At 39.6% G+C, this 20375-nt stretch carries 14 protein-coding genes and 1 riboswitch; of the genes, 4 read left to right on the top strand and 10 right to left on the bottom strand.

The genetic code is table 11. The annotated features are described in order from the left end of the window. Positions 1-3 precede the first annotated feature (3 nt). The 3 genes from ABDV71_RS04700 to ABDV71_RS04690 all read left to right on the top strand — a co-directional run bounded on the left by ABDV71_RS04700 (position 4) and on the right by ABDV71_RS04690 (position 3212). Positions 4-633 carry an NAD(P)H-dependent oxidoreductase gene (locus tag ABDV71_RS04700; protein WP_343531267.1) on the top strand — a complete coding sequence of 210 codons (630 nt, stop codon included), beginning with the start codon at positions 4-6 and terminating at the stop codon, positions 631-633. 132 nt (positions 634-765) lie between these two features. Further along, positions 766-1848: a glutamate 5-kinase gene (gene proB / locus ABDV71_RS04695; protein WP_343531266.1), complete on the top strand. Its 1083-nt coding sequence runs from the start codon at positions 766-768 to the stop codon at positions 1846-1848. A 119-nt stretch (positions 1849-1967) separates the two neighbouring features. Next, complete coding sequence (locus tag ABDV71_RS04690) at positions 1968-3212, top strand: glutamate-5-semialdehyde dehydrogenase (protein ID WP_343531265.1); 1245 nt, start codon at positions 1968-1970, stop codon at positions 3210-3212. 71 nt (positions 3213-3283) lie between these two features. On the opposite strand, the gene ABDV71_RS04685 is transcribed toward ABDV71_RS04690, so the two are convergent. The 3 genes from ABDV71_RS04685 to ABDV71_RS04675 all read right to left on the bottom strand — a co-directional run bounded on the left by ABDV71_RS04685 (position 3284) and on the right by ABDV71_RS04675 (position 9537). Beyond that, positions 3284-4774, bottom strand: a complete 1491-nt coding sequence (locus ABDV71_RS04685; protein WP_343531264.1) for a family 10 glycosylhydrolase — start codon at positions 4772-4774, stop codon at positions 3284-3286. 199 nt (positions 4775-4973) lie between these two features. Continuing rightward, positions 4974-7274: a glycoside hydrolase family 3 N-terminal domain-containing protein gene (locus ABDV71_RS04680; RefSeq protein WP_343531263.1), complete on the bottom strand. Its 2301-nt coding sequence runs from the start codon at positions 7272-7274 to the stop codon at positions 4974-4976. A 13-nt stretch (positions 7275-7287) separates the two neighbouring features. Continuing rightward, a complete protein-coding gene (locus ABDV71_RS04675) occupies positions 7288-9537 on the bottom strand; it encodes a hypothetical protein (protein WP_343531262.1) in 2250 nt (749 codons plus the stop codon). Positions 9538-9716: 179 nt separating this feature from the next. On the opposite strand from ABDV71_RS04675, the gene ABDV71_RS04670 reads away from it, so the two are divergent. Continuing rightward, entirely contained in the window at positions 9717-10454 is a 738-nt protein-coding gene (locus ABDV71_RS04670) for an NUDIX domain-containing protein (RefSeq protein ID WP_343531261.1), read from the top strand. Positions 10455-10618: 164 nt separating this feature from the next. Here ABDV71_RS04670 and ABDV71_RS04665 read toward each other — a convergent pair whose 3' ends face one another. The 7 genes from ABDV71_RS04665 to ABDV71_RS04635 all read right to left on the bottom strand — a co-directional run bounded on the left by ABDV71_RS04665 (position 10619) and on the right by ABDV71_RS04635 (position 20373). After that, a complete protein-coding gene (locus ABDV71_RS04665) occupies positions 10619-13066 on the bottom strand; it encodes an outer membrane beta-barrel protein (RefSeq protein ID WP_343531260.1) in 2448 nt (815 codons plus the stop codon). A gap of 126 nt (positions 13067-13192) precedes the next feature. After that, on the bottom strand, positions 13193-13609 hold the full coding sequence (locus ABDV71_RS04660) for a tail fiber domain-containing protein (protein ID WP_343531259.1): 417 nt from the start codon (positions 13607-13609) through the stop codon (positions 13193-13195). 120 nt (positions 13610-13729) lie between these two features. Then, the gene (locus ABDV71_RS04655; protein ID WP_343531258.1) at positions 13730-14044 is read right to left on the bottom strand and encodes a hypothetical protein; all 315 of its coding nucleotides are present in this window, start codon (positions 14042-14044) and stop codon (positions 13730-13732) included. A 122-nt stretch (positions 14045-14166) separates the two neighbouring features. Next, on the bottom strand, positions 14167-15120 hold the full coding sequence (locus ABDV71_RS04650; RefSeq protein WP_343531257.1) for a methylenetetrahydrofolate reductase: 954 nt from the start codon (positions 15118-15120) through the stop codon (positions 14167-14169). A 55-nt stretch (positions 15121-15175) separates the two neighbouring features. Beyond that, the gene (locus ABDV71_RS04645) at positions 15176-15478 is read right to left on the bottom strand and encodes a GIY-YIG nuclease family protein (RefSeq protein ID WP_343531256.1); all 303 of its coding nucleotides are present in this window, start codon (positions 15476-15478) and stop codon (positions 15176-15178) included. A 65-nt stretch (positions 15479-15543) separates the two neighbouring features. Beyond that, positions 15544-19245 (bottom strand): methionine synthase, encoded by a 3702-nt coding sequence (metH, locus tag ABDV71_RS04640; RefSeq protein WP_343531255.1) that lies wholly within the window; start codon positions 19243-19245, stop codon positions 15544-15546. A 151-nt stretch (positions 19246-19396) separates the two neighbouring features. Next, positions 19397-19500: riboswitch (SAM riboswitch) on the bottom strand. Between the two features lie 117 nt (positions 19501-19617). Then, the gene (locus tag ABDV71_RS04635; protein WP_343531254.1) at positions 19618-20373 is read right to left on the bottom strand and encodes a Bax inhibitor-1/YccA family protein; all 756 of its coding nucleotides are present in this window, start codon (positions 20371-20373) and stop codon (positions 19618-19620) included. Positions 20374-20375 lie beyond the last annotated feature (2 nt).

The raw sequence follows: 20375 nt of genomic DNA, 5'->3' as shown, positions 1-20375 counted from the left end.
AAAATGAGCTTAATTGAAGCATTAAACTGGCGTTATGCCACTAAAAAAATGAACGGACAAGCCGTTCCCCAAGAAAAAGTAGATCAAATTCTAGAAGCAGCACGCTTAGCGCCTTCTTCATCTGGACTGCAACCTTTTAAGGTAATTGTAGTTACTGACCCTGAATTGAAACAAACCTTACGTACTCATTCTTTCGACCAATCACAAATTGTTGATGCGTCACACGTATTGGTTTTTGCCGCTTGGGACAACTATACAGAAGAACGCATCGACGAAGCATTCAACCTAATGAATAGTGAAAGGGGCCTACCCGCCGAAGCAACTGCGGATTACGTAGCGCGCCTAAAAAGCATGTATTTACCTAGAGAAGCTCAAGTGAATTTTGAGCACGCTGCTCGTCAGGCCTACATCTCTTTTGGAACTGCTATTGCTGAAGCGGCTTTGTTAAAAGTTGATGCCACGCCAATGGAAGGTTTTGACAACGCAAAATATGACGAGGTTCTAAAATTAAATGAGCAAGGCCTAAAAAGTGTAACCGTGTTACCTTTGGGCTATCGCGACACAGAAAACGATTGGTTAGTTGGATTGAAAAAAGTGCGTCAACCAAAAAGCAGTTTCTTGATCGAAAAATAATATCACATTTAGATGATTTACAACGGTCACATAGCAAAACTATGCGACCGTTTTTATTAATTTTTCAATTAAACACACAATCGACTAAAAAAATACTACTTATTTGGTAGATTAGCCTTTTTATTTTCAATCATGCCCTTACCTTACCAAAAAGTAGTTGTCAAAATAGGTTCAAATGTAATTACCCAAGCCAATGGATTACCCGACACCGCTCGCATTAAACATCTGGTAGAACAGATTGCCCAAATTAAGCAAAAGGGCATTGAAGTGATTCTCGTTTCATCTGGTGCCGTAGCTTCAGGCAGAAGCTTAATCAAAGTATCGGAAAAACAGGATGCTGTGGCAACCAGACAGCTGTTGGCAGCCATTGGGCAGGTAAAGCTGATCAATACCTATTCAGATTTTTTTGGAGCGCACGAAATGACTTGTGCCCAAGTGTTGGTGACCAAAGAAGATTTTAGGGATAGGGTACATTACCTGAACATGAAAAACTGCATGCAAATTTTACTACAAAACGGGGTAATCCCAGTAGTGAATGAAAACGACGTGGTTTCGGTAACAGAGCTGATGTTTACCGATAACGATGAGCTAGCCGGACTTATCGCCTCCATGATGAATGCCGATGCGCTTTTCATCTTATCCAACGTAGACGGTATTTATACGGGCGACCCTAAGCTAGCACATAGCAAGGTGATTGAAAAGATAAATACGGGAACAGCAACTGATTTTAGCAGTTTTGTAAGCACTGGGAAATCGCAGTTTGGCAGAGGCGGAATGATTACCAAATCTACCATTGCCCAAAAAGTAGCTAAGCTTGGCATCAATGTGCACATTAGCAATGGTAAAACCGACCATATTCTTACTTCATTATTAGACGGCAATGTGGTGCACACTCATTTTGTGGCTGACAAGATCAAATCAGGGCAGAAAAAATGGATTGCACATGCCGAAACCGCTGCTACTGGAGTGGTACAATTAAATGATGGTGCCAAAACAGTTCTTACTTCTGGTAAGGCAACCAGCCTACTTCCAGTTGGAATTATCGCCGTTAAAGCTGATTTTAAAAAAGGCGACATCATCAAGGTTATTGATGAGAATGAAAAATTAATAGGCCTGGGCATTGCCAAGTACGGCTCAGATAAAGCACGTGAACGAATTGGCCAAAAGAACCAAAAGCCCTTGGTACATTACGACTATTTTTATGCAGCGATATAAGGGGTTAGTGACTAGTGACTAGGAATTAGTGGCTAGTAGCAGGGAGCAAAGAATAAGGAGCAAGGAGTAAAGACTTGGTTTCTAAAAAACTAAACAACAAACCAACCAGAAACCTAAAGATGAAACAATATTTTGAAAACGCAAAACAGGCTACCAGAACCATGGTTTCGCTCAATAAGGAAACCATTAACCTTTTATTGAATAAACTGGCAGAGGCGCTAGTGGCACAAAGCGAATTTATTTTAGCTGAAAACCAAAAGGACTTGAATCGCATGCCCGAAAGCGACCCTAAATATGACCGTCTAAAACTTACGGGGCAACGCATTAAGGATATTGCGGGCGATGTGAAAAATGTAGCTTCATTGAATAGTCCATTGGGCGACTTAATCCATGAAAAAACATTGCCCAATAACCTCAACATCAAAAAAGTAAGGGTGCCACTTGGTGTAGTTGGTGTCATTTACGAAGCACGCCCCAATGTTACCGTAGATGTTTTTGCCTTATGCTTCAAAACTGGAAATGTAGCCGTACTAAAAGGTGGCAGCGATGCGGAGTATTCTAACGCCGCAATTTGCAAGGTCATACAAGAGGTTTTAGCAAAACATCAAATCAATCCCAATGTATTGACTTTATTGCCTGCTGACAGAAGTGCGGCCGAAGCACTGTTAAATGCTGTAAACGATGTAGATGTACTGATTCCAAGAGGAAGCCAATCGCTGATTAATTACGTTCGTGAAAACAGCAAAATTCCCGTGATTGAAACCGGAGCAGGGATTGTACACACCTTTTTTGATGCATCGGCCAACTTAGAGAAAGGGCAGCTAATTATTGCCAATGCAAAAACCCGTAGGGTAAGTGTTTGTAATGCATTGGATTGCGTATTGATCCATCAAGAACGCACTAAGGACATTTCCCAACTTCTATCGCCTTTGGCTCAAAAAGAAGTAGAGCTTTATGCCGATGAAACAAGCTACAAAGCGTTAAAAGAAAGTTATCCAGAATCGCTATTGCACCCAGCGCAACCAGAACATTTCGGTACCGAATTTTTATCATTGAAATTGGCTGTTAAAGTCGTAAACGATATAAATGAAGCCTTAGATCATATTGCAACCTATAGTTCAAAGCATAGTGAAGCAATTATTAGTGAGGATGCCGAAAATATAGCCTTATTTTTAAATCAGGTAGATGCCGCAGCGGTTTACGCCAATGTTTCTACTGCATTTACAGATGGGGGCCAATTTGGATTAGGCGCAGAAATTGGGATCAGCACTCAAAAGCTCCATGCCCGTGGACCAATGGCTTTAGAAGAATTGACCAGCTACAAGTGGCTGGTTACTGGCGATGGGCAAGTGAGAAACCCTTAACGAAAAGTCTATAAACAAAAAACTTGCGAAGTTTTGAAAAATCGCAAGTTTATAAAGTCTCCTATAGGCTCTTATAAAGTGATGATTTCGCCATCACTTTCATTTCCGGTTCTACCCACGGCAGTTACCTTAATTGCTTTCAAACCAGCTACTGCTTTGGTTTTAGGATTTACTTCCATTTGTTTTGGCACTTGAAAGAAACTGCTCTTCGCATTCAACGTTCTGTAAGTCCATTTATCACCATATTGTGTATAAACCACATATTTAAATACTTCCTTTTCATTTTTTACCGCCCACTTTAAGTAAAGATCATTGCCTCTATCTTCGTGAACTGTGGTTGGAGCTTGAGGAGCTTTTTTACTTAGCCAAGGCGATTCTGGCACTAAAGCCTCTTCTTTATAAGGTCCGGCCAACAAGTCATTACGCAGGCTTTCATGCTTGGTTAAGGCCCCAATACTCCAATGTGCAACGCCTGGTGATTTAGAAACAATTCCTCGGGCAATCATGATCTGATTGATGATCTCGTCGCTGTTTTTTTCACCACCACCAATGCCGCTATTTAAACCTGGCCACAAGTGTCTTCCTTTAGTGTTTTCACTTTCCCACCAATTCAATAATACCGGAAAACTCAAAGGAACGTTATTGATTTGCCAATACAATTGCGGCATAAAATAATCTATCCAACCTTTGTTTAGCCAAAGTTTAGCATCCGCATATAATTTATCGTATTGATCCATTCCTCTAATGGATTCCGGATAACCAGGACGCCAAATACCAAACGGGCTGATACCGAATTTCACGAACTTCTTCTCTGCTTTAATCTCTTTATAGATACGCTTTACAAACTTGTTTACCTGGTCCCTACGCCAATCTCCTCTGGACAATTTACCACCGTTTTTTTGATAAGCTGCATAGCTGTCGTCATCAGGAAAATCTGCTCCGCCATTGTATTCGGCATATGGATAAAAGTAATCGTCAAAATGTACGCCATCAATATCATAACGTTTCACAATATCTTTAACTACGGAGGAAGCTAAATCTTGTGTTCCTTTCTTTGAAGGATCAAACCACCAATAGCCTTGTTTTAACTTCACCACCAAATCAGGGTGTTTTTTCACTACAGACAAATCACTCACTGGTCCTCCAGCAGTATGGTGTGCACGATAAGGATTTAACCAAACGTGAAGTTCCATACCACGTTCATGGGCAGCTTTCACCCAAAACTCCAGAGGATCATAATAAGGATTTGGGGCCTGTCCCTGCACCCCGGTAAGATAGTATGACCAAGGCTCTATATCACTTTTATAAAAAGCATCTGCCTGTGGCCTGATTTGAAAAATTACGGCATTGAAATTATTCTTCTGCAACATATCCAACAAAGCGATGGCTTCATCCTGTTGCTGCTGAGTAGTTAGACCTGGTTTACTTGGCCAATTGATATTAGCTACGCTGGCTACCCAGGCCGCCCTAAATTCACGTTGTATTTTTGGACCATTATTGATTTGTGCGCTTGCTTGTAAAGAAGCAAAAACAAATAAAAGGAGAAGTAGTTTTTTAAGCATGGTATTCTAACAATTTACTTCAATGATAATAATAAATTACCACAATACCGCAAACATCCGCAAAACACTTCATTTAAACGCATGTTCTTTAAAAAAAGTCCACTCTAAATAAAGTGGACTTTTTTAGGTTGCCCCTAAAATTCGGAATGAGTATGATGAAAATTTTTAATGACCAGACGGAACGGTGGTTGTCGGGCAATTAGTTCTTTTTATATCGTTCTATTCTTGCATCTTTAATGACACCTTTCCAATTTAAGCCGAAGCCAAAATCGTAAACATTTCCATCCGCATCTTTATGACATTCCATATCAAACGGTACATCTTCTTTTTGCAGTTCTACGGTTTTCATGTTAGCGGGCATTTGTACCGGCAATAATCCGGAAGGTTCCGCCTTACCAGAAATGATATCTAAAACTGCCTGAGAGGAAACACCAAAGTTTAGTACAATTCCATCAGCAACAGCTTCAAATTCATTAAAAATCATTGGCTTACTAGCAGAAACCGATACAATTACAGGTTTGCCTTTCATCATTTCTTTCGTGTCCAAAATAGTTTGCAAATCCATCGTATTACTAGCTACAGTTGACTTATTTTTAAATGAACGATCTTTGATGGTTGGGTCTACCACCGGGTCACCCGCTGCGATACTTTTTTCTCTCGCATCTACTGCAGTATAAGCTCCATATTGCAAGCTAATGGGTACATAGCCATTGTTCCCTTGTTTACGATCGGCAGCACTATACCCCCCATCTGCACTTTGCGGACTGCTAACAAAGACAATTGCAAAATCTGCTTTTGCTGGATCAGCAGTAAGCTGATAATATTTCTTCAGCACATTGGTATCTATCGGATATTCAAATTTTGCTTGTTGATAGTTACCCCACCAATCTTTGGCTGCCGGCGTGTAAATTTTGGGCACATATACTGTTTTCTTCACCTGAACAGGGAGCACCGACTGATGGTTTTTCAATAATACCACCGACTTCACCTGTGCTTCGTAACCCGCTTTCATAAACGCTGGTTGACCAACCGTTGCCTGACTTTCATCCGCATTTAAATAAGGGTTTTCGAATAAGCCTACACGGAAAATATTCTTTAACAAACGAATCCCAGAAGCTTCAAACCGTGCCCTAAAGGCTTTTTCGCCAAACTGCTTTACGCCCATTTGATAAGCTTCCAGTAACGGGGCTATCACATTATTTCCTCCAAATTGATCTACACCTGCCAATAAAACTTGGTAGTGTCTTTCCGCGATAGACAATTTTTCTACTCCCCAAGGTTTACCTGCAAAATCACCTGGTGTTTTACCTTCGTCGCCAGTAATCAACCAATCGGTACATACTACTCCGTCGTATTTGTATTTCTCTCTCAACAAATCGGTAATGATATATTTGCTAAAACCGTTGGCCACTGTGTCCTTACCATGAGAAATGGTATAGTAAGGCATTACTGCTGAAGCTGCCCCCGTTTTACCTTTCAGTTTAAAAGCACCATTCACAAATGGGTTTACGTGCTCTTGGAAGTTATTCCCTGGATAAACAGCGAATTTACCCATGGCCCAGTGCCCATCACGCCCACCTTCTTCTGGTCCACCGCTTGGCCAATGTTTCACCATTGCATTTACGCTATTATATCCCCAACCATTCTTAATTTCAGCTTTACCTGTTGAAGTTTGGAACCCATCGATGTAAGCTCTTGCCATATCTGTAGTTAGCTTGCTGCTTTCGCCAAAAGTCATGTTGATGCGATACCAACGCGGTTCTGTACCCAAATCAATTTGTGGAGATAGCGCTGTGGCAATACCCAAAGCCCTGTATTCTTTAGCTGCAATTTCACCAAACTGTTGTACAATATTAGGATCGAAAGTTGCTGCCATGGCCAAACCGTCAGGCCATAGCGAAATTTGACCGCCAGCGCCTTCATTAAATTCCGTAGTCGCTTTAGCCGTGTGTCTTGGATCGGTACTGTTGTTTGCTGGAATACCCAAACCCAATCCCTCTACAAATGCCTGCGCATTGTTGTTCCATAGTGCCGCATCTTTGGGAGATGAAACGGTAGTGATCAACACATGGCGCAGGTTATCGTTCTTTAAAAATGCCTTCTGCTGATCGGTCAAATCGTAAGCTTTTGCTCCACTTTTTGCAAAAGTTTTACCATTATACATTCCAGCCCTAATGCCCGTTTCGGCTCCAGGAATTGATTGATGGATACTGTACAGCATCAAACCTGCAATTTGCTCTACCGACATTTGTTTCACCAAATCCTTTGCTCTTTCCTCTGCACTCAATCTCCAATCTTCGTACTTGTCTAGCTTTCCGTTTTTGTTAAGATCTTTAAATTTCAATCCGCCAATGGTTAAAATCTTTACACCTGATTGTGGAGAGTAACCTAGGGTAGCACCCTTTTTGTTTTCAACTAATGAATAGTTCTGTTGTGCACTTAAACCTTGTGCCGTCATTAAAAATGCAGCCAAAGCAAAATATCTATATCTTTTATTCATAACAAGTTATTACTTAAAATTTGAAATTCACAGAGGCCTCTACTGTAAAAGGTCTGATGTATGAACTGGTTAATAATTGTCCGTAATAAGGACTTGCATCAGTAGCTAACTCAGTACCGTTAATAGTGCCCTTAGCTCCACGTTGGTTTAACGGATTCACCACGGTTAAACCACCTCCAACAGACTTATTGAATTGATAGTTTACACCCGCGAAAGTTTCCCACCATCCTTTAAAGAACAAGGCATTGGTTAAGTTGGCATATTGCTTACTGAAATAACGTAAGCTAGCCCAAGCTCTGAATTTTTGATTGGTAGTAGTGTAGCTAGGGTCAATTTCCATTAACACTTTAGAGATTTGCAATACACTTTTTCCATTGTAGCTATAGTTGTTTCCAAACGCGCTAAAGTTGTAGTTTTTGTACACTGGATCTTGAATGGTTAGCAAGTAGTGCAAGCTGAAATTCCTTACTGGTTTAGCCACAATATCTGTGGTCCATCCTTTAGTTTGAATATCATAGAAAACTGGTGTCAATTGGTTTTGCGTAACGTTTGAAGGGTTAACTAGGTTTAAGCGGGTTTGATAGTTATTCCTGGTCAAATAGGTTAAAGCCGAAACGATACTGATTTTAGGATGGTTGAAGAATACTCCCGCACTGGCGTAAGGACTTTTTGTTTTTGCAAAGTTTGGGGTATAAGCCGCCGAATAGTCTTCCAAGTTTCCGTTCTTCTCGGTATAAATCAAATCAGCAATCACCCCAAAGTTTTTACCCAAGTTATAAACTGCGTTCACCGAGGCACCAATGTGGAACCAGTTATGGTCGAACGGCGTTAAGGTTTTTCCTACAATGGTATAGCCTACGCCACGAGGATCCAAAGAGTAATTCCCTTTCATTTTGTGATAACGGAAGTTTAAGCCGTAGCTTAATTTAAACTTATCGTTCACTTGCCAATCGTCGGTAGCATAAGCGGTAATTTTATTTTCTATCCCGCTGTGATAGTTGGCACCTACGTTGTAATTGTAATAACCATATTGATCTGTTTTGGCAAATGATGAAGTAAGGGCATTGTAGTTAGTCAACTGTCGTGGTTGCGCAGCCACTTCTTGATAGTAGAAAGTTTGGTTAAAGGCAAACTGTCCTTCATCAAAATAAGCTTCTGTTAAACCAAATCTCCACTTGTGGTTATTCTTATTTTTCAATACTTCAAATCTCGATTGAAAGCTGTTCAGCTCTGTGTCGGGCGAAGTAAAAGCTAAAACCGATTGAACGGTACCCAAATAAGGCGTTCCATCCATGTAGGTAAAGCCATCGGTAACCGAAGCTACTTTAGACGAAGTTGGCACAATTAACTGTGTAGTGTTAAAACTCTTGTGGAAACGCAAAGTGTATTTAAACTTCCAATCGTTGCCCAATTGGTAACTTCCCAACAAATCGATATTGTGCGATCTGGTATTCAAATCATTGCCCATATCAAGGTTGTAGTACTCGCCATTCAGCGCATTTAAAACCCTCACTTTTCCTTCACGAAGGATATAAGAATCTCTACCTACCCTAAAATTATCCAATTCGCTAATACTTCCTCCTTCTTGGTATCTAAAAGCAGCATAGTTAGTTAAAACCAAAGATTTGGCATACTTATAAAGGATACTGATTTCGCCTTTACCATTTTTAAATCTCTTGGTAATTCCTGCTCTATAGATTTGCGTTTTATCTGAATAGTTGGTAAAGCCAACATCAAAAGATTGTGGATCATAATTTTGGAAAATCCCTGCAGAGTAGCTCCATGATTTGTCTTTGGAAAGTGGCCCAGAAACATTCAGGTCTCCTTTTAACCAACCGAAGTGGCTACCTGCTAAGTTTCCTGTAATTTCCGTTTTCTCCGTACCCAACTTGGTATAAGAATTTACGGCAAAGCCAAAATCGGCAGTGGTGATACTGGTTTCTTTTAAACCCAGCAAACCTGTTTTACTCAAACTTACACTACTTCTCCAAGTTCGGTTAGGTAGCTCTGGCCAAAAATAATAAACTACAGGCAGGTCATTTTCTAGAATGGTTGTACCCCCTACACTGCTTGGCAAACCAACATTCACTTCTCTAGGCCCACTATTGTTGGCGGCATTTAACATGACATTCCTGTTTTCCTCTTCCTTCTTCTCTACAATTTTCTTTACAGTAATGGAATCTTTCTTGAGAACGTTTTGTGCAAATGCGGGCACACAGTACATCGCCAAAAGCGATAGTAGGATTTTCTTTAATGTGTTCATCACAATTTAATGATTTGGTATTTCTTAAAATTTTATGAAGTAAGAAAAGGAATGGGAATCGGCGTATTTGGTTAGTCGATCGAAATTCTTATTGCTTCATTATGAAGCAATGATACTTGGTTTGTTTTAGAAAAGCAAATAATTTGCTTTAAATCACTAAAAAATATTACATTGACAGGATGCAGATAAAAGAAGTAATTGAGTCGAGCAAGAGACATTGGAAAACGGCATTACCGCATTTATCGATCGATTGCGTGGTTTTTGGCTTTGACCAAAAGCGATTGAACGTGCTTTTGTTGAAGTTAAAGGACAATGCCAACAATTGGATACTTCCTGGTGGTTATGTCCTGAAAGAAGAAGCTCTTGATGACGCTGCAAAAAGAATTTTAAAAGAGCGAAGTGGTGCGGACAAGATTTTCCTGAATACTTTTAACGTGTTTGGAAATCTTAATCGTTCTGAAGGATATTTTAAGGAGTATGATGATGATTTATGGCATAAACAACGATTTGTTACCATTGGTTATTATGCATTGGTAGATCATAAAATTGTAACCCCTATAGTTGATGCTTCTTCAGAAGATTGCAGATGGATGCCTATTGATGAGTTGCCAGAAATGGTAATGGACCATAAGAATATTATTGAAAATGCTTTGGCTACCTTAAGGGAACAGATCAGATATAAGCCGATTGGATACAACTTGCTTCCAGAAGAATTTACCATGCCTGAGCTTCAGAATTTATACGAAGCGATATTAGGCTACAAGCTGAATAGAGGCAACTTCTATCGTAGAATTATGCGCTATAATATTTTAAAAAGACTGGATAAGGAACGAAAAGGTGGTGCACATAAAGCACCAATTCTTTATAGTTTTGATAAGGATAATTACCAAAAAGCTTTAAGTGAATTTGGTTGGTAGGGATAACTCCTTGCCGTCATTCAGTTTAACCGCACTACTATAACCCGTTCCCGTCATTTCGAACGAGGAACGAGGAGAAATCTAGCACCCTATAAACTACTCGTTAGATTTTACTACGTAGATTTTCAATTCTCCTAAGGTCGAAATGACGGGTAAGCTACTACTTACTTTATCCTATTCTGAATATCTTCACTTCCTGTTTTACGTTCTCGGTTCTCGAATTGCTTTCCGAAGCGATAAGTAAAGGAAAGAATAGCTCTTCTGCTATCAATCCATATCCTACTGTACATATTGATATTCTGATAGCGGGTATCATTTCGGAAATTGTTGGTCTGAAAAATATCATTGATAGCTAACTTAATACTTCCCTTATCGTTCAACACACTCTTTTGGAAAGCCGCTGAAATTGCCCAGTATGATCGTTCCGAGATGATTCCGTACACCGATTTGGAGTTATAGAAAGCATTCAGCTCTGCCCCAAAACCTTTCACAATTTTAAAGGAGTTTTGAGTATTTGCACTAAAGCTAGTCTGTTTGTTCTTTCCTTCTTCCAAATCGTATTCATTGCGGAATACATTGGCAAAACTGGTTCCCGACCACCATTTGAAATAGTCTATTTGTGCAGTGAAGCTAAACCCATAATTGATCAATCTTGAAAGATTTCTGGGCTGTTCGAAGGTAGTGTTAGTGGCATCGTTCTGCCCTGTTACCCAAGTAATCACATCCGTAGTGCGACTATAATTCATAGAGGTCGTAAATTTGTTTTTATACACATGACCAAATACCACATTTTGTGTAACCTCCGGTTTTAAATAGGGGTTTCCTTCGTAATACAAAGATGGATCCCTAAACATTCGGAATGGATTTAAGGCACCATAATTTGGTCTTTCAACCCTCCGGCTGTAAGAAAGCTGTAATTGGTTATTAGCGTTTAACTCCTGCCCCAGTGCTACACTAGGGAACAATTGAAAATAATCTCTAACGAACACCTGTCGGGTAGTAATTTGATTGCCTTTGGTATGGGTATACTCGCCGCGAAGTCCAGCTTGTAAAGAGGTTTTACCCAACCTGGCCATTACGTTCAAATAACCAGCGTGAATTTGTTCCTTGTATTTAAAATGATTGCTTGAGGTAGCATCGTACTCCCAATTTCCATTTAAAAACTGATGATATACCAAGTTATTATCCGCCTGAATAAAAGAACTTTTAGCTCCTGCCTCCCATTTAACCGCATCATTGATTACATCCGTATAATCTGTTTTGGCTACAAAAACATCTGTTTTAGCGGGAACTGTCCCAATCCTTCTGGCCATTTCCCCATCAGGTAAAGTGCTATTAGGTTTCGTATAGGTATCTAAATTTAAGTTTGAACTAAAACGGTTCGGCGCAAAATCTAAATCAGCCGAAAGCTCCCTTCCTTTTTTTGCAAAGCGATGTTGGTAATTGAGGTTATAGGTAAGACTCTGCCAGCTTTGCCTATCATAGTTTTTGGTGAGCATGTAGCTTAATAAAGCTCCTTGCTGATTTCGCATCAAATTACTGGTTTGGCTATCGTGAATGTATTTTCCCAGGTTACCATTTACCAATAAACCAATGGTGTTATTGCTATCAATCTCATAATCAATCCCTGCTCGGAAGTTATGCGTGTTCAAAGGTTCATTGGTTTCTGTACGTTGGGTTGAAGTTCTTGATAAGCTAGGCTGGACATCTGAAAAACGTCTGATAAAGTCCAAATATTCGGTTTCTCCACGATAAGCGTAATTATAATTTCCATAGAAATTGATTTTTGAAGTGCGATAGTTAAGGTTAAAGCCACTGCCATATCTTGCGTTACGACCAGCTCCGCCATTAAAATTTACCGATCCATTTAAACCTCCTGCCAAGCCTTTCTTCATCACAATATTGATGATGCCGGCATTACCCGCAGCATCATATTTGGAAGAAGGATTGTTCATGATCTCTATTTTAGAAATAGAAGAAGAATTGGTGGCTTTTAACAAGGTGGCAAGTTCCGTAGCACTTAAGTAGGTCATCTTGCCATTCATCATTACATTTACCCCGGTTCTACCTTTAAGTGATATTTTACCATCACTATCAATTTTCACTCCTGGAGCACGTTCCAACAATTCCAAAGCAGTATTTCCTTCGGCCAAAATGCTATTTTCTACATTTAAAGTCATCTTATCCATGCTCTGCTCAATTACCTTTTTCTGCCCGCTTACTACTACCGCACTTAACTGTTGCGCATCGTCTTTTAATTGGATATTAGAAAAAGTAATTTGAGCATTTACCGCATTGAGCTCGAAATTGGGTATGGTATGGTTTTGGTGCCCCATACTAGAAATTACGATTTTATATTTCCCATGAGGCACTTTAGCAAAGGAGAAACGTCCAAGTGAATCGGTAAGTACACCTTTATAAATTTTCTCATCAGTATGTTTTAAAGCCACTGAAGCATATTCCACGGGCTGATTATTGGCCGTTTTCACTTGACCAGAGATATTCCCAGTACTTTGGGCTTTTGTTGATATAGTCCAAAAAACGATGGAAAGCGTGACACTTATGATAATTCTAAAAAATTTGATTCCGTCTAAATTCCTATGCATCTTCATTATATCTACCGTTAAAAATCTATTATCTTATCAAAAGATATTTCTTCGGCAAATATATATTTATTTAGACTAATTAAAAACAATTACCATAAACATAAAAAATCCCGATTAAATCGGGATTTCTAATTATTTTGATTTTGCACTTCTCAACTGATTGATTTCCTTTTTCAGGGCTTCTATCTGTAACTGTTGTTCTTTAATGCTACCTACTAAAAGCGGAATGAGGGTTTCGTAATCTACCACTGGAACAGTGGCTGTTTTGGTGCTGTTCTTTCCAGCGGTGTATGTTTTTTGCTGATTCACCACCAACTCCGGAGCAACTTTAGCAACTTCTTCTACCGCAAATCCACTTTGCTTTTGCGTGCTTAATTTCAATTTGCCAGCCCAATCTTTATCGTAACTAAAATTGATTGGTGTAAGCTTTAAAACGGTATTTAGTGAATTGTTGATTGAAGTAATTTCAGTTTGTTTAACTGTTTGCGCATTTGTGTTAAGTGCAAAGCCAACCATGGCAATAGCACCTAATAAAAGTGATTTTTTCATTTTAATTTGTGGATGATAATGAAACAATCATGATTGACCAGTCAATCACAATGGCTTCATTGTTTATACATTTATATCTATAAGAAAATTTGGCAATGGTTTGATTTTTCGGCTGTAGTTTTACGCAAAATCGGGAGGAGGTGTCATTAATTGAAGGTAGGCTTCTGGAAGTGCAGTCTCGACGCAATCTTTTAAGTTTACCATAATTGAGGTGACTGGCTTTAAATGGTAGCGCATTTTTTCCAGCAGGAAAAGATGATGGGACGTTTCTTTTACATTTTCCTCTCCACTTTCCGTGTTGTCATCATTGGTATCGGTTATTTCCGTTTGCTCGGCCACCTTATTATCCATTACAAAAACATGCGCACTATATACCAAGCCTAGCAAAAAAAGTAGGCAAAGCATTGTTAGGCTTCTAAGTTTCTGTTTTTTCATTCAGCAAATATAAATCTTCATTTTTACTATGCAGGCATAGCTTTGTAAGATAACTGTCTAATTTTAAAAAGGTTTTGTATTTTTTATATTACCTAAAATTAGGGCTGCTTCTTAGGACCCATCTAAAAAACAGCTTTTGCAATTTCTTTGGTTTGATCTGGTTTCCCCATGGTGTAGAAATGCAACACGGGAGCTCCAAATTCAATCAATTCTTTGCATTGCTTAATCATCGCAGCTGTTCCTATTTCTTTGGCTTCTACATTGGTTTTAGCATGCGATAGGGCATCTGTCAATTCATCCGGCAGATCAATATGAAATATTTTAGGTAAAGCTGTTAGCTGTCCCAAGGTACTAATTGGTTTCAGACCAGGAATAATAGGCACGTTGATTCCATTTTCCCTACATTTCCTTACAAACTCAAAATATTTCTGGTTATCAAAAAACATCTGGGTTACAATAAATTCAGCACCCATGTCTACCTTTTGTTTCAGGTATTTGAAATCTGTGTTGAGGTTAGGTGCCTCGAAATGTTTCTCCGGATAACCCGCTACGCCAATGCAGAAATCACTTTTAAAGGTTTCTACATCTTCATGCAGGAATTTTCCATCATTGTGATTTTTAATATGCTGGATTAGATCAGTAGCATAAGCGTGTCCGCCTGGTGTTGGCACAAAAGAACTGTCCGCTTTACGGGCGTCGCCTCTTAGCGCCAATACATTGTCAATCCCCAAAAATTGCAGATCTATCAATGCATTTTCTGTTTCTTCTTTGGTAAAACCACCACAAATCAAGTGTGGTACGGCATCAATTTTATACTTATGGATAATGGCAGCACAAATGGCAATAGTTCCAGGACGCTTGCGATAGGAAACTTTTTGCAATAGACCATTAGGCTGCTCTTTGTAGATATAATCTTCTCTTAACGAAGTTACATCTATGAAAGGGGGTTGAAATTCTAACAAAGGTTCTATACCGTCGTAAATCCAGTCGATACTTTGGCCTTTTATTGGCGGTAAAAGTTCAAATGAGAATAAGGTTTTACCCTTTGCGTTTTTAATATGTTCTGTAATTTTCATTAGTTGGTTTAGCGCTGTCATGCTGAGGTACGAAGCATCTCTATCCTATCAGCATTTAATTATCTTCTAATATTTCATTGTTAAGAAACTTCCAATCTTTATTTTCCGTTTCTATCAATAAGTTTTTCTTCATTCTAGTCCATCCTTTGAGCTCTTTTTCTCTTTCAATTGCATGTTGTATGAACTGAAATCTTTCGAAATAGACTAAAAAGTAACAATTATATTTTTTAGTAAAAGCTATTTTGCTATCTCCATTCACATGTTGCTTTAACCTCGTTTCTAAATCATTGGTTACTCCAATGTATAAAACTGTTTTATTTTTATTTGTCAGGATGTAAACAAAATAATTATGTTGCATAGGTTCAGTTTTTCATTGGTTACAGATCCTTCGCTATGCTCAGGATGACAAGTACAAAATGACAACTAGTAAGCCAAATTAGGTGCCAACCACCTTTCCACTTCCTCTATTTCCAAGTTTTTCCTTATTGCATAATCCTCCACTTGTTCTTTGCTGATCTTTCCTAGACCAAAATACTTCGATTCTGGGTGAGAAAAATAAAAACCACTTACTGCCGCTGTTGGGTACATCGCATAGCTTTCGGTAATGCGTAAACCAATTTTCTCCTCAGCCTCTAGCAGAGCAAACAAGGTTCCTTTTTCGGTATGTTCTGGACAAGCTGGGTAACCTGGGGCTGGACGAATACCTACATATTGTTCCTTGATCAAATCTGCATTGGTGAAATTCTCGTCTTTGGCATAACCCCAATAATCCTTACGGACTAATTCATGCAACTTCTCAGCGAAGGCTTCTGCTAAACGATCGGCCAAAGCTTTAACCATGATGCTATTGTAATCGTCGTAGTTTTTTTCATACTGGGCCACTAGCTCGTCACAACCGATACCCGCAGTTAGTGCAAAACCTCCAAAATAATCTTCTACTCCGCTCTCTTCCGAAGCAATAAAATCAGACAGGGCGTAATAAGGCTGTCCATCTACTTTCTCTGCCTGTTGGCGCAAAGTATGGATACGTACTTTTTCGGCCTTGCCATTTTTTAATTCTGGTGTAACCTTCAAGGTGCTACTCGCTACCTCAAGTTCTATATCATCGCCGATGGCATGCGCAGGCCAAAAACCAAATACCGCTTTTGCTTTTAATAACTTTTCATCAACAATACGCTTTAATAATACTTGCGCATCATCGAAAAGCTTTTTAGCTTCATCACCAACATTCTTGTCTTCAAAAATACGAGGATAGCTTCCTCTCAATTCCCAGGTATGGAAAAAAGGTGTCCAATCGATGTAAGGCAATAACTCTTCCAAAGGAAAATCTTCCAGCACTTTTGTACCAATAAACTTTGGGGCGGGTGCCACCTGAGATAAATCTATTTGAAACTTATTTTCCCTCGCTTCGTCCAAAGTTTTAAAGCGTTTATCAGAACGTTTGTTCAAATGCGCTTCACGGGCTTTATCATACTCGGCCTTGATTTGATTGATGTAGGAATCTCTCAATTCGCCGTTCATTAAAGTACTACAAACGGTTACACTTCTAGAGGCATCCAATACATGAATGGCAGGTCCCGAATAATTAGGGGCAATTTTTACTGCAGCGTGAATACGAGAAGTAGTGGCTCCACCAACAATCAAAGGAATGGTAAATCCTTCGCGTTCCATTTCCTTGGCAAAGTGCACCATTTCATCCAATGATGGCGTAATTAAGCCACTTAAACCAATAATGTCGGCATTAATTTCTTTAGCTTTTTTAATGATTTCCTGTGCAGGTACCATTACGCCCATATCAACTATTTCGAAGTTATTACAAGCCAAAACAACGCCTACAATATTCTTTCCGATATCGTGCACGTCACCTTTTACAGTCGCCATTAATATTTTACCAGCCGATGAGCTTTGCCCAGCATCAGGATTAGCAAGTTTTTCTTCTTCAATAAATGGCAGTAAATAGGCAACTGCCTTCTTCATCACCCTTGCAGATTTCACCACTTGAGGTAAGAACATTTTACCAGCTCCGAACAAGTCGCCTACAATGTTCATTCCATCCATCAATGGGCCTTCAATCACCTGCAATGGTCGGTCATATTTTTGTCGAGCTTCCTCTACATCATCATCCAAAAACTCTACAATGCCTTTCACCAACGAGTGCGACAAGCGTTCTTCTACCGTTCCTTGTCGCCAAGCTTCGTCTTTCACTACCACTTTGCCTTTATTTTTTACCGTTTCGGCAAATTCCACCAATCTTTCGGTGGCATCTTCTCTACGATTTAGGAGTACATCTTCTACTCTTTCTAAAAGCTCAGGTTCAATTTCTTGGTAAACCTCCAACATTCCTGCGTTTACAATCCCCATATCCAATCCGGCATGGATAGCATGGTACAAAAATGCCGAGTGCATGGCTTCACGCACCACATTGTTCCCTCTAAAAGAGAAGGATATATTAGAGACCCCACCACTTACTTTGGCATAAGGTAAATTTTGCTTGATCCAGCGAGTGGCCTCAATAAAGTCTACCGCGTAGTTATTGTGTTCTTCTAATCCGGTAGCTACCGTTAAAATATTAGGGTCGAAGATGATATCTTGTGGTGGGAAACCAATTTCATTCACCAAAATATCGTAACTACGTTTACAGATTTCTATTCTGCGTTGGTAATTATCTGCCTGTCCCTGTTCGTCAAAAGCCATCACCACTACTGCCGCTCCATAACGCATGATTTTACGGGCGTTACTTTTGAAAGCTTCCTCTCCTTCTTTTAATGAAATGGAGTTAACAATGCCTTTGCCCTGTAAACATTTCAACCCAGCTTCAATCACTGTCCATTTAGATGAATCGACCATGATTGGCAATTTGGCGATATCTGGCTCAGAAGCAATTAAATTCAGGAATTTGGTCATGGCCGCTTCCGAATCAATCATCCCCTCATCCATATTTACGTCGATAATTTGCGCACCACCTTCTACCTGTTGTAGGGCTACGGCTAGTGCTGCTTCATAATCGCCACCTAAAATGAGTTTAGAGAATTTAGGCGAGCCCGTAATGTTGGTCCTTTCACCCACGTTCACAAAGATGCTTTCGGGCGTAATGGTTACCGGTTCTAAACCACTTAAACGTAAGTAAGGCTCGATAGCAGGAATTTTCCTTGGACTTGCTGTAGCCGCCTTTTTTGCAATGCAGCCAATATGGTCTGGCGTAGTTCCACAGCAACCACCTACAATATTTACAAAACCAGAGGTGATGAAATCATCTACCAAATGTGCGGTTTCATGTGGCAACTCGTCGTAAGCACCAAACTCATTAGGCAAACCTGCATTTGGATAGGCCGAAACATAGCAAGCGGCTTTAGCGGCCAATTCTTCAATATGTGGACGCATCTCTTTTGCCCCCAAGGCACAGTTGAAACCAATACTCAATGGATTGGCGTGAGCTACTGAATTTAAAAATGCCTCTGCGGTTTGTCCCGACAAGGTCCTTCCCGAAGCATCGGTAATGGTTCCCGAAATCATGATTTCGAGCTTTTTGCCCACTACTTCTTCATACTGTTTAATGGCAGCAATGGCCACTTTTGCATTTAGGGTATCGAAAATCGTTTCGATGAGCAGCACATCCGAACCTCCATCAACCAAGCCTCTGATTTGCTCATAGTAAGCCTCAAAAAGCTCATCGTATGAAATGGCCCTGAAACCTGGGTCGTTTACATCTGGCGAAAGTGAAAGGGTACGGTTGGTTGGACCAATAGCACCTGCTACAAAACATTTGCGATCAGGGTTTTTCGCCATGAATTCAACAGCTGCTTCTTTCGCAATTTTAGCGCCTTCGTAGCTCAACTCGTACGACAACTCTTCCATTTGGTAATCGGCCATGGAAATACGCTGTGTACTGAAAGTATTTGTTTCAATAATATCGGCACCAGCCTCTAAATACTCGGTGTGTATGGCTTTGATAATATCTGGCCGGGTGATGTTCAAAAGGTCGTTATTTCCTTTTACATCACAAACATGGTTAGCAAAACGCTCGCCCCTAAAATCCTCTTCGGTTAGGGTATAACGTTGGATCATGGTACCCATGGCACCATCTATAATTAAAATACGTTTCTCTAGTTCTTCTCTAATGCTCATAATAGTATTTAGTAGTTAGTACAAAGTATTTAGACAACACCTGTAACAACCACATTTAGCTTAGCATAAAGCACAGTAATACCTAATTACTAAATACTTAATACTAAATGCAAACGGCTTACTCTAAAAGAATGGAATGGATGTTCCTTTAAACTTATCTTCTCTCGCCACTGCTGAGATTAGAAATTAGCACCTTGTTGGCACAGGTTGCTAAGACTTCGCTGGGTCTATTCCCTCCGTCTTTCTTAATAAGCAATGCAAAGGTGCAACATCCGCTTATCATTTCCAAAAATATCAGTGATACAACCAAATAAAATTACAAAGGCCATGCAAATTTGCACGGCCTTCGATATAATATTTTGGAAAATGAGATTATTTTCTGCTTCCGAAGATACGCAACAAGAAAAGGAAGATATTCAAAAAGTCTAAATATAAAGACAATGCAGCTACAATAGCCATCTTTCTGCTCTCTACTTGCAGTGCTTGTTCACCGTTTGTTTCCAAACCTTCGCCAATTCTTTTAATTTTTTGCACGTCGTAAGCGGTTAATGCTGTAAATACCGCAATACCGATAAATGCCATTACCAAGCTAAATTGCTCGCTTTGTATGAACATATTAATCAAACTTGCAATCACCAAGCCGATAACACCTACCATTAAAATAGGCCCAAACTTACTTAAATCGATATTGGTAGTATAGCCCATAAATGCCATAATACCAAATATTCCCGCAGCAGCCGCAAAACAGCTTACCACAGAACCAGTGGTGTATGCCAAAAGAATAAAGCTTAAGCTAATTCCTGTTAATACAGAATATAAAATGAAAATACCTACCAAGGCACCATATGACAATCTACTCAACCCAAATCCCATAGTAAGCACTAAGCCTAGTGGGGCAAACATAGCGATATATCCAAAAATAGACATTCCACCTTTACCGGTTACTGGATCATATGTAATTAGATATTGTAATAATCCCTCGTTGGTACTAAATAAATAAGCTGCAACTGTTGAGAGACTTAACGCCACAAACATCCAAGTGAAAACGTTGGCAAAGAATTTTTTAGAAACCGATTTTTCTTGTACAAAAACCGATTGGTCTTGATATTGATAATTTTGTTGTTCCATTA

Origin of the sequence: Pedobacter sp., assembly GCF_039594775.1 — a bacterium.
Lineage (GTDB): Bacteria > Bacteroidota > Bacteroidia > Sphingobacteriales > Sphingobacteriaceae > Pedobacter.
The sequence above is the reverse complement of the archived record's forward strand: the minus strand, read 5'-3'. Positions and strand labels throughout refer to the sequence as shown.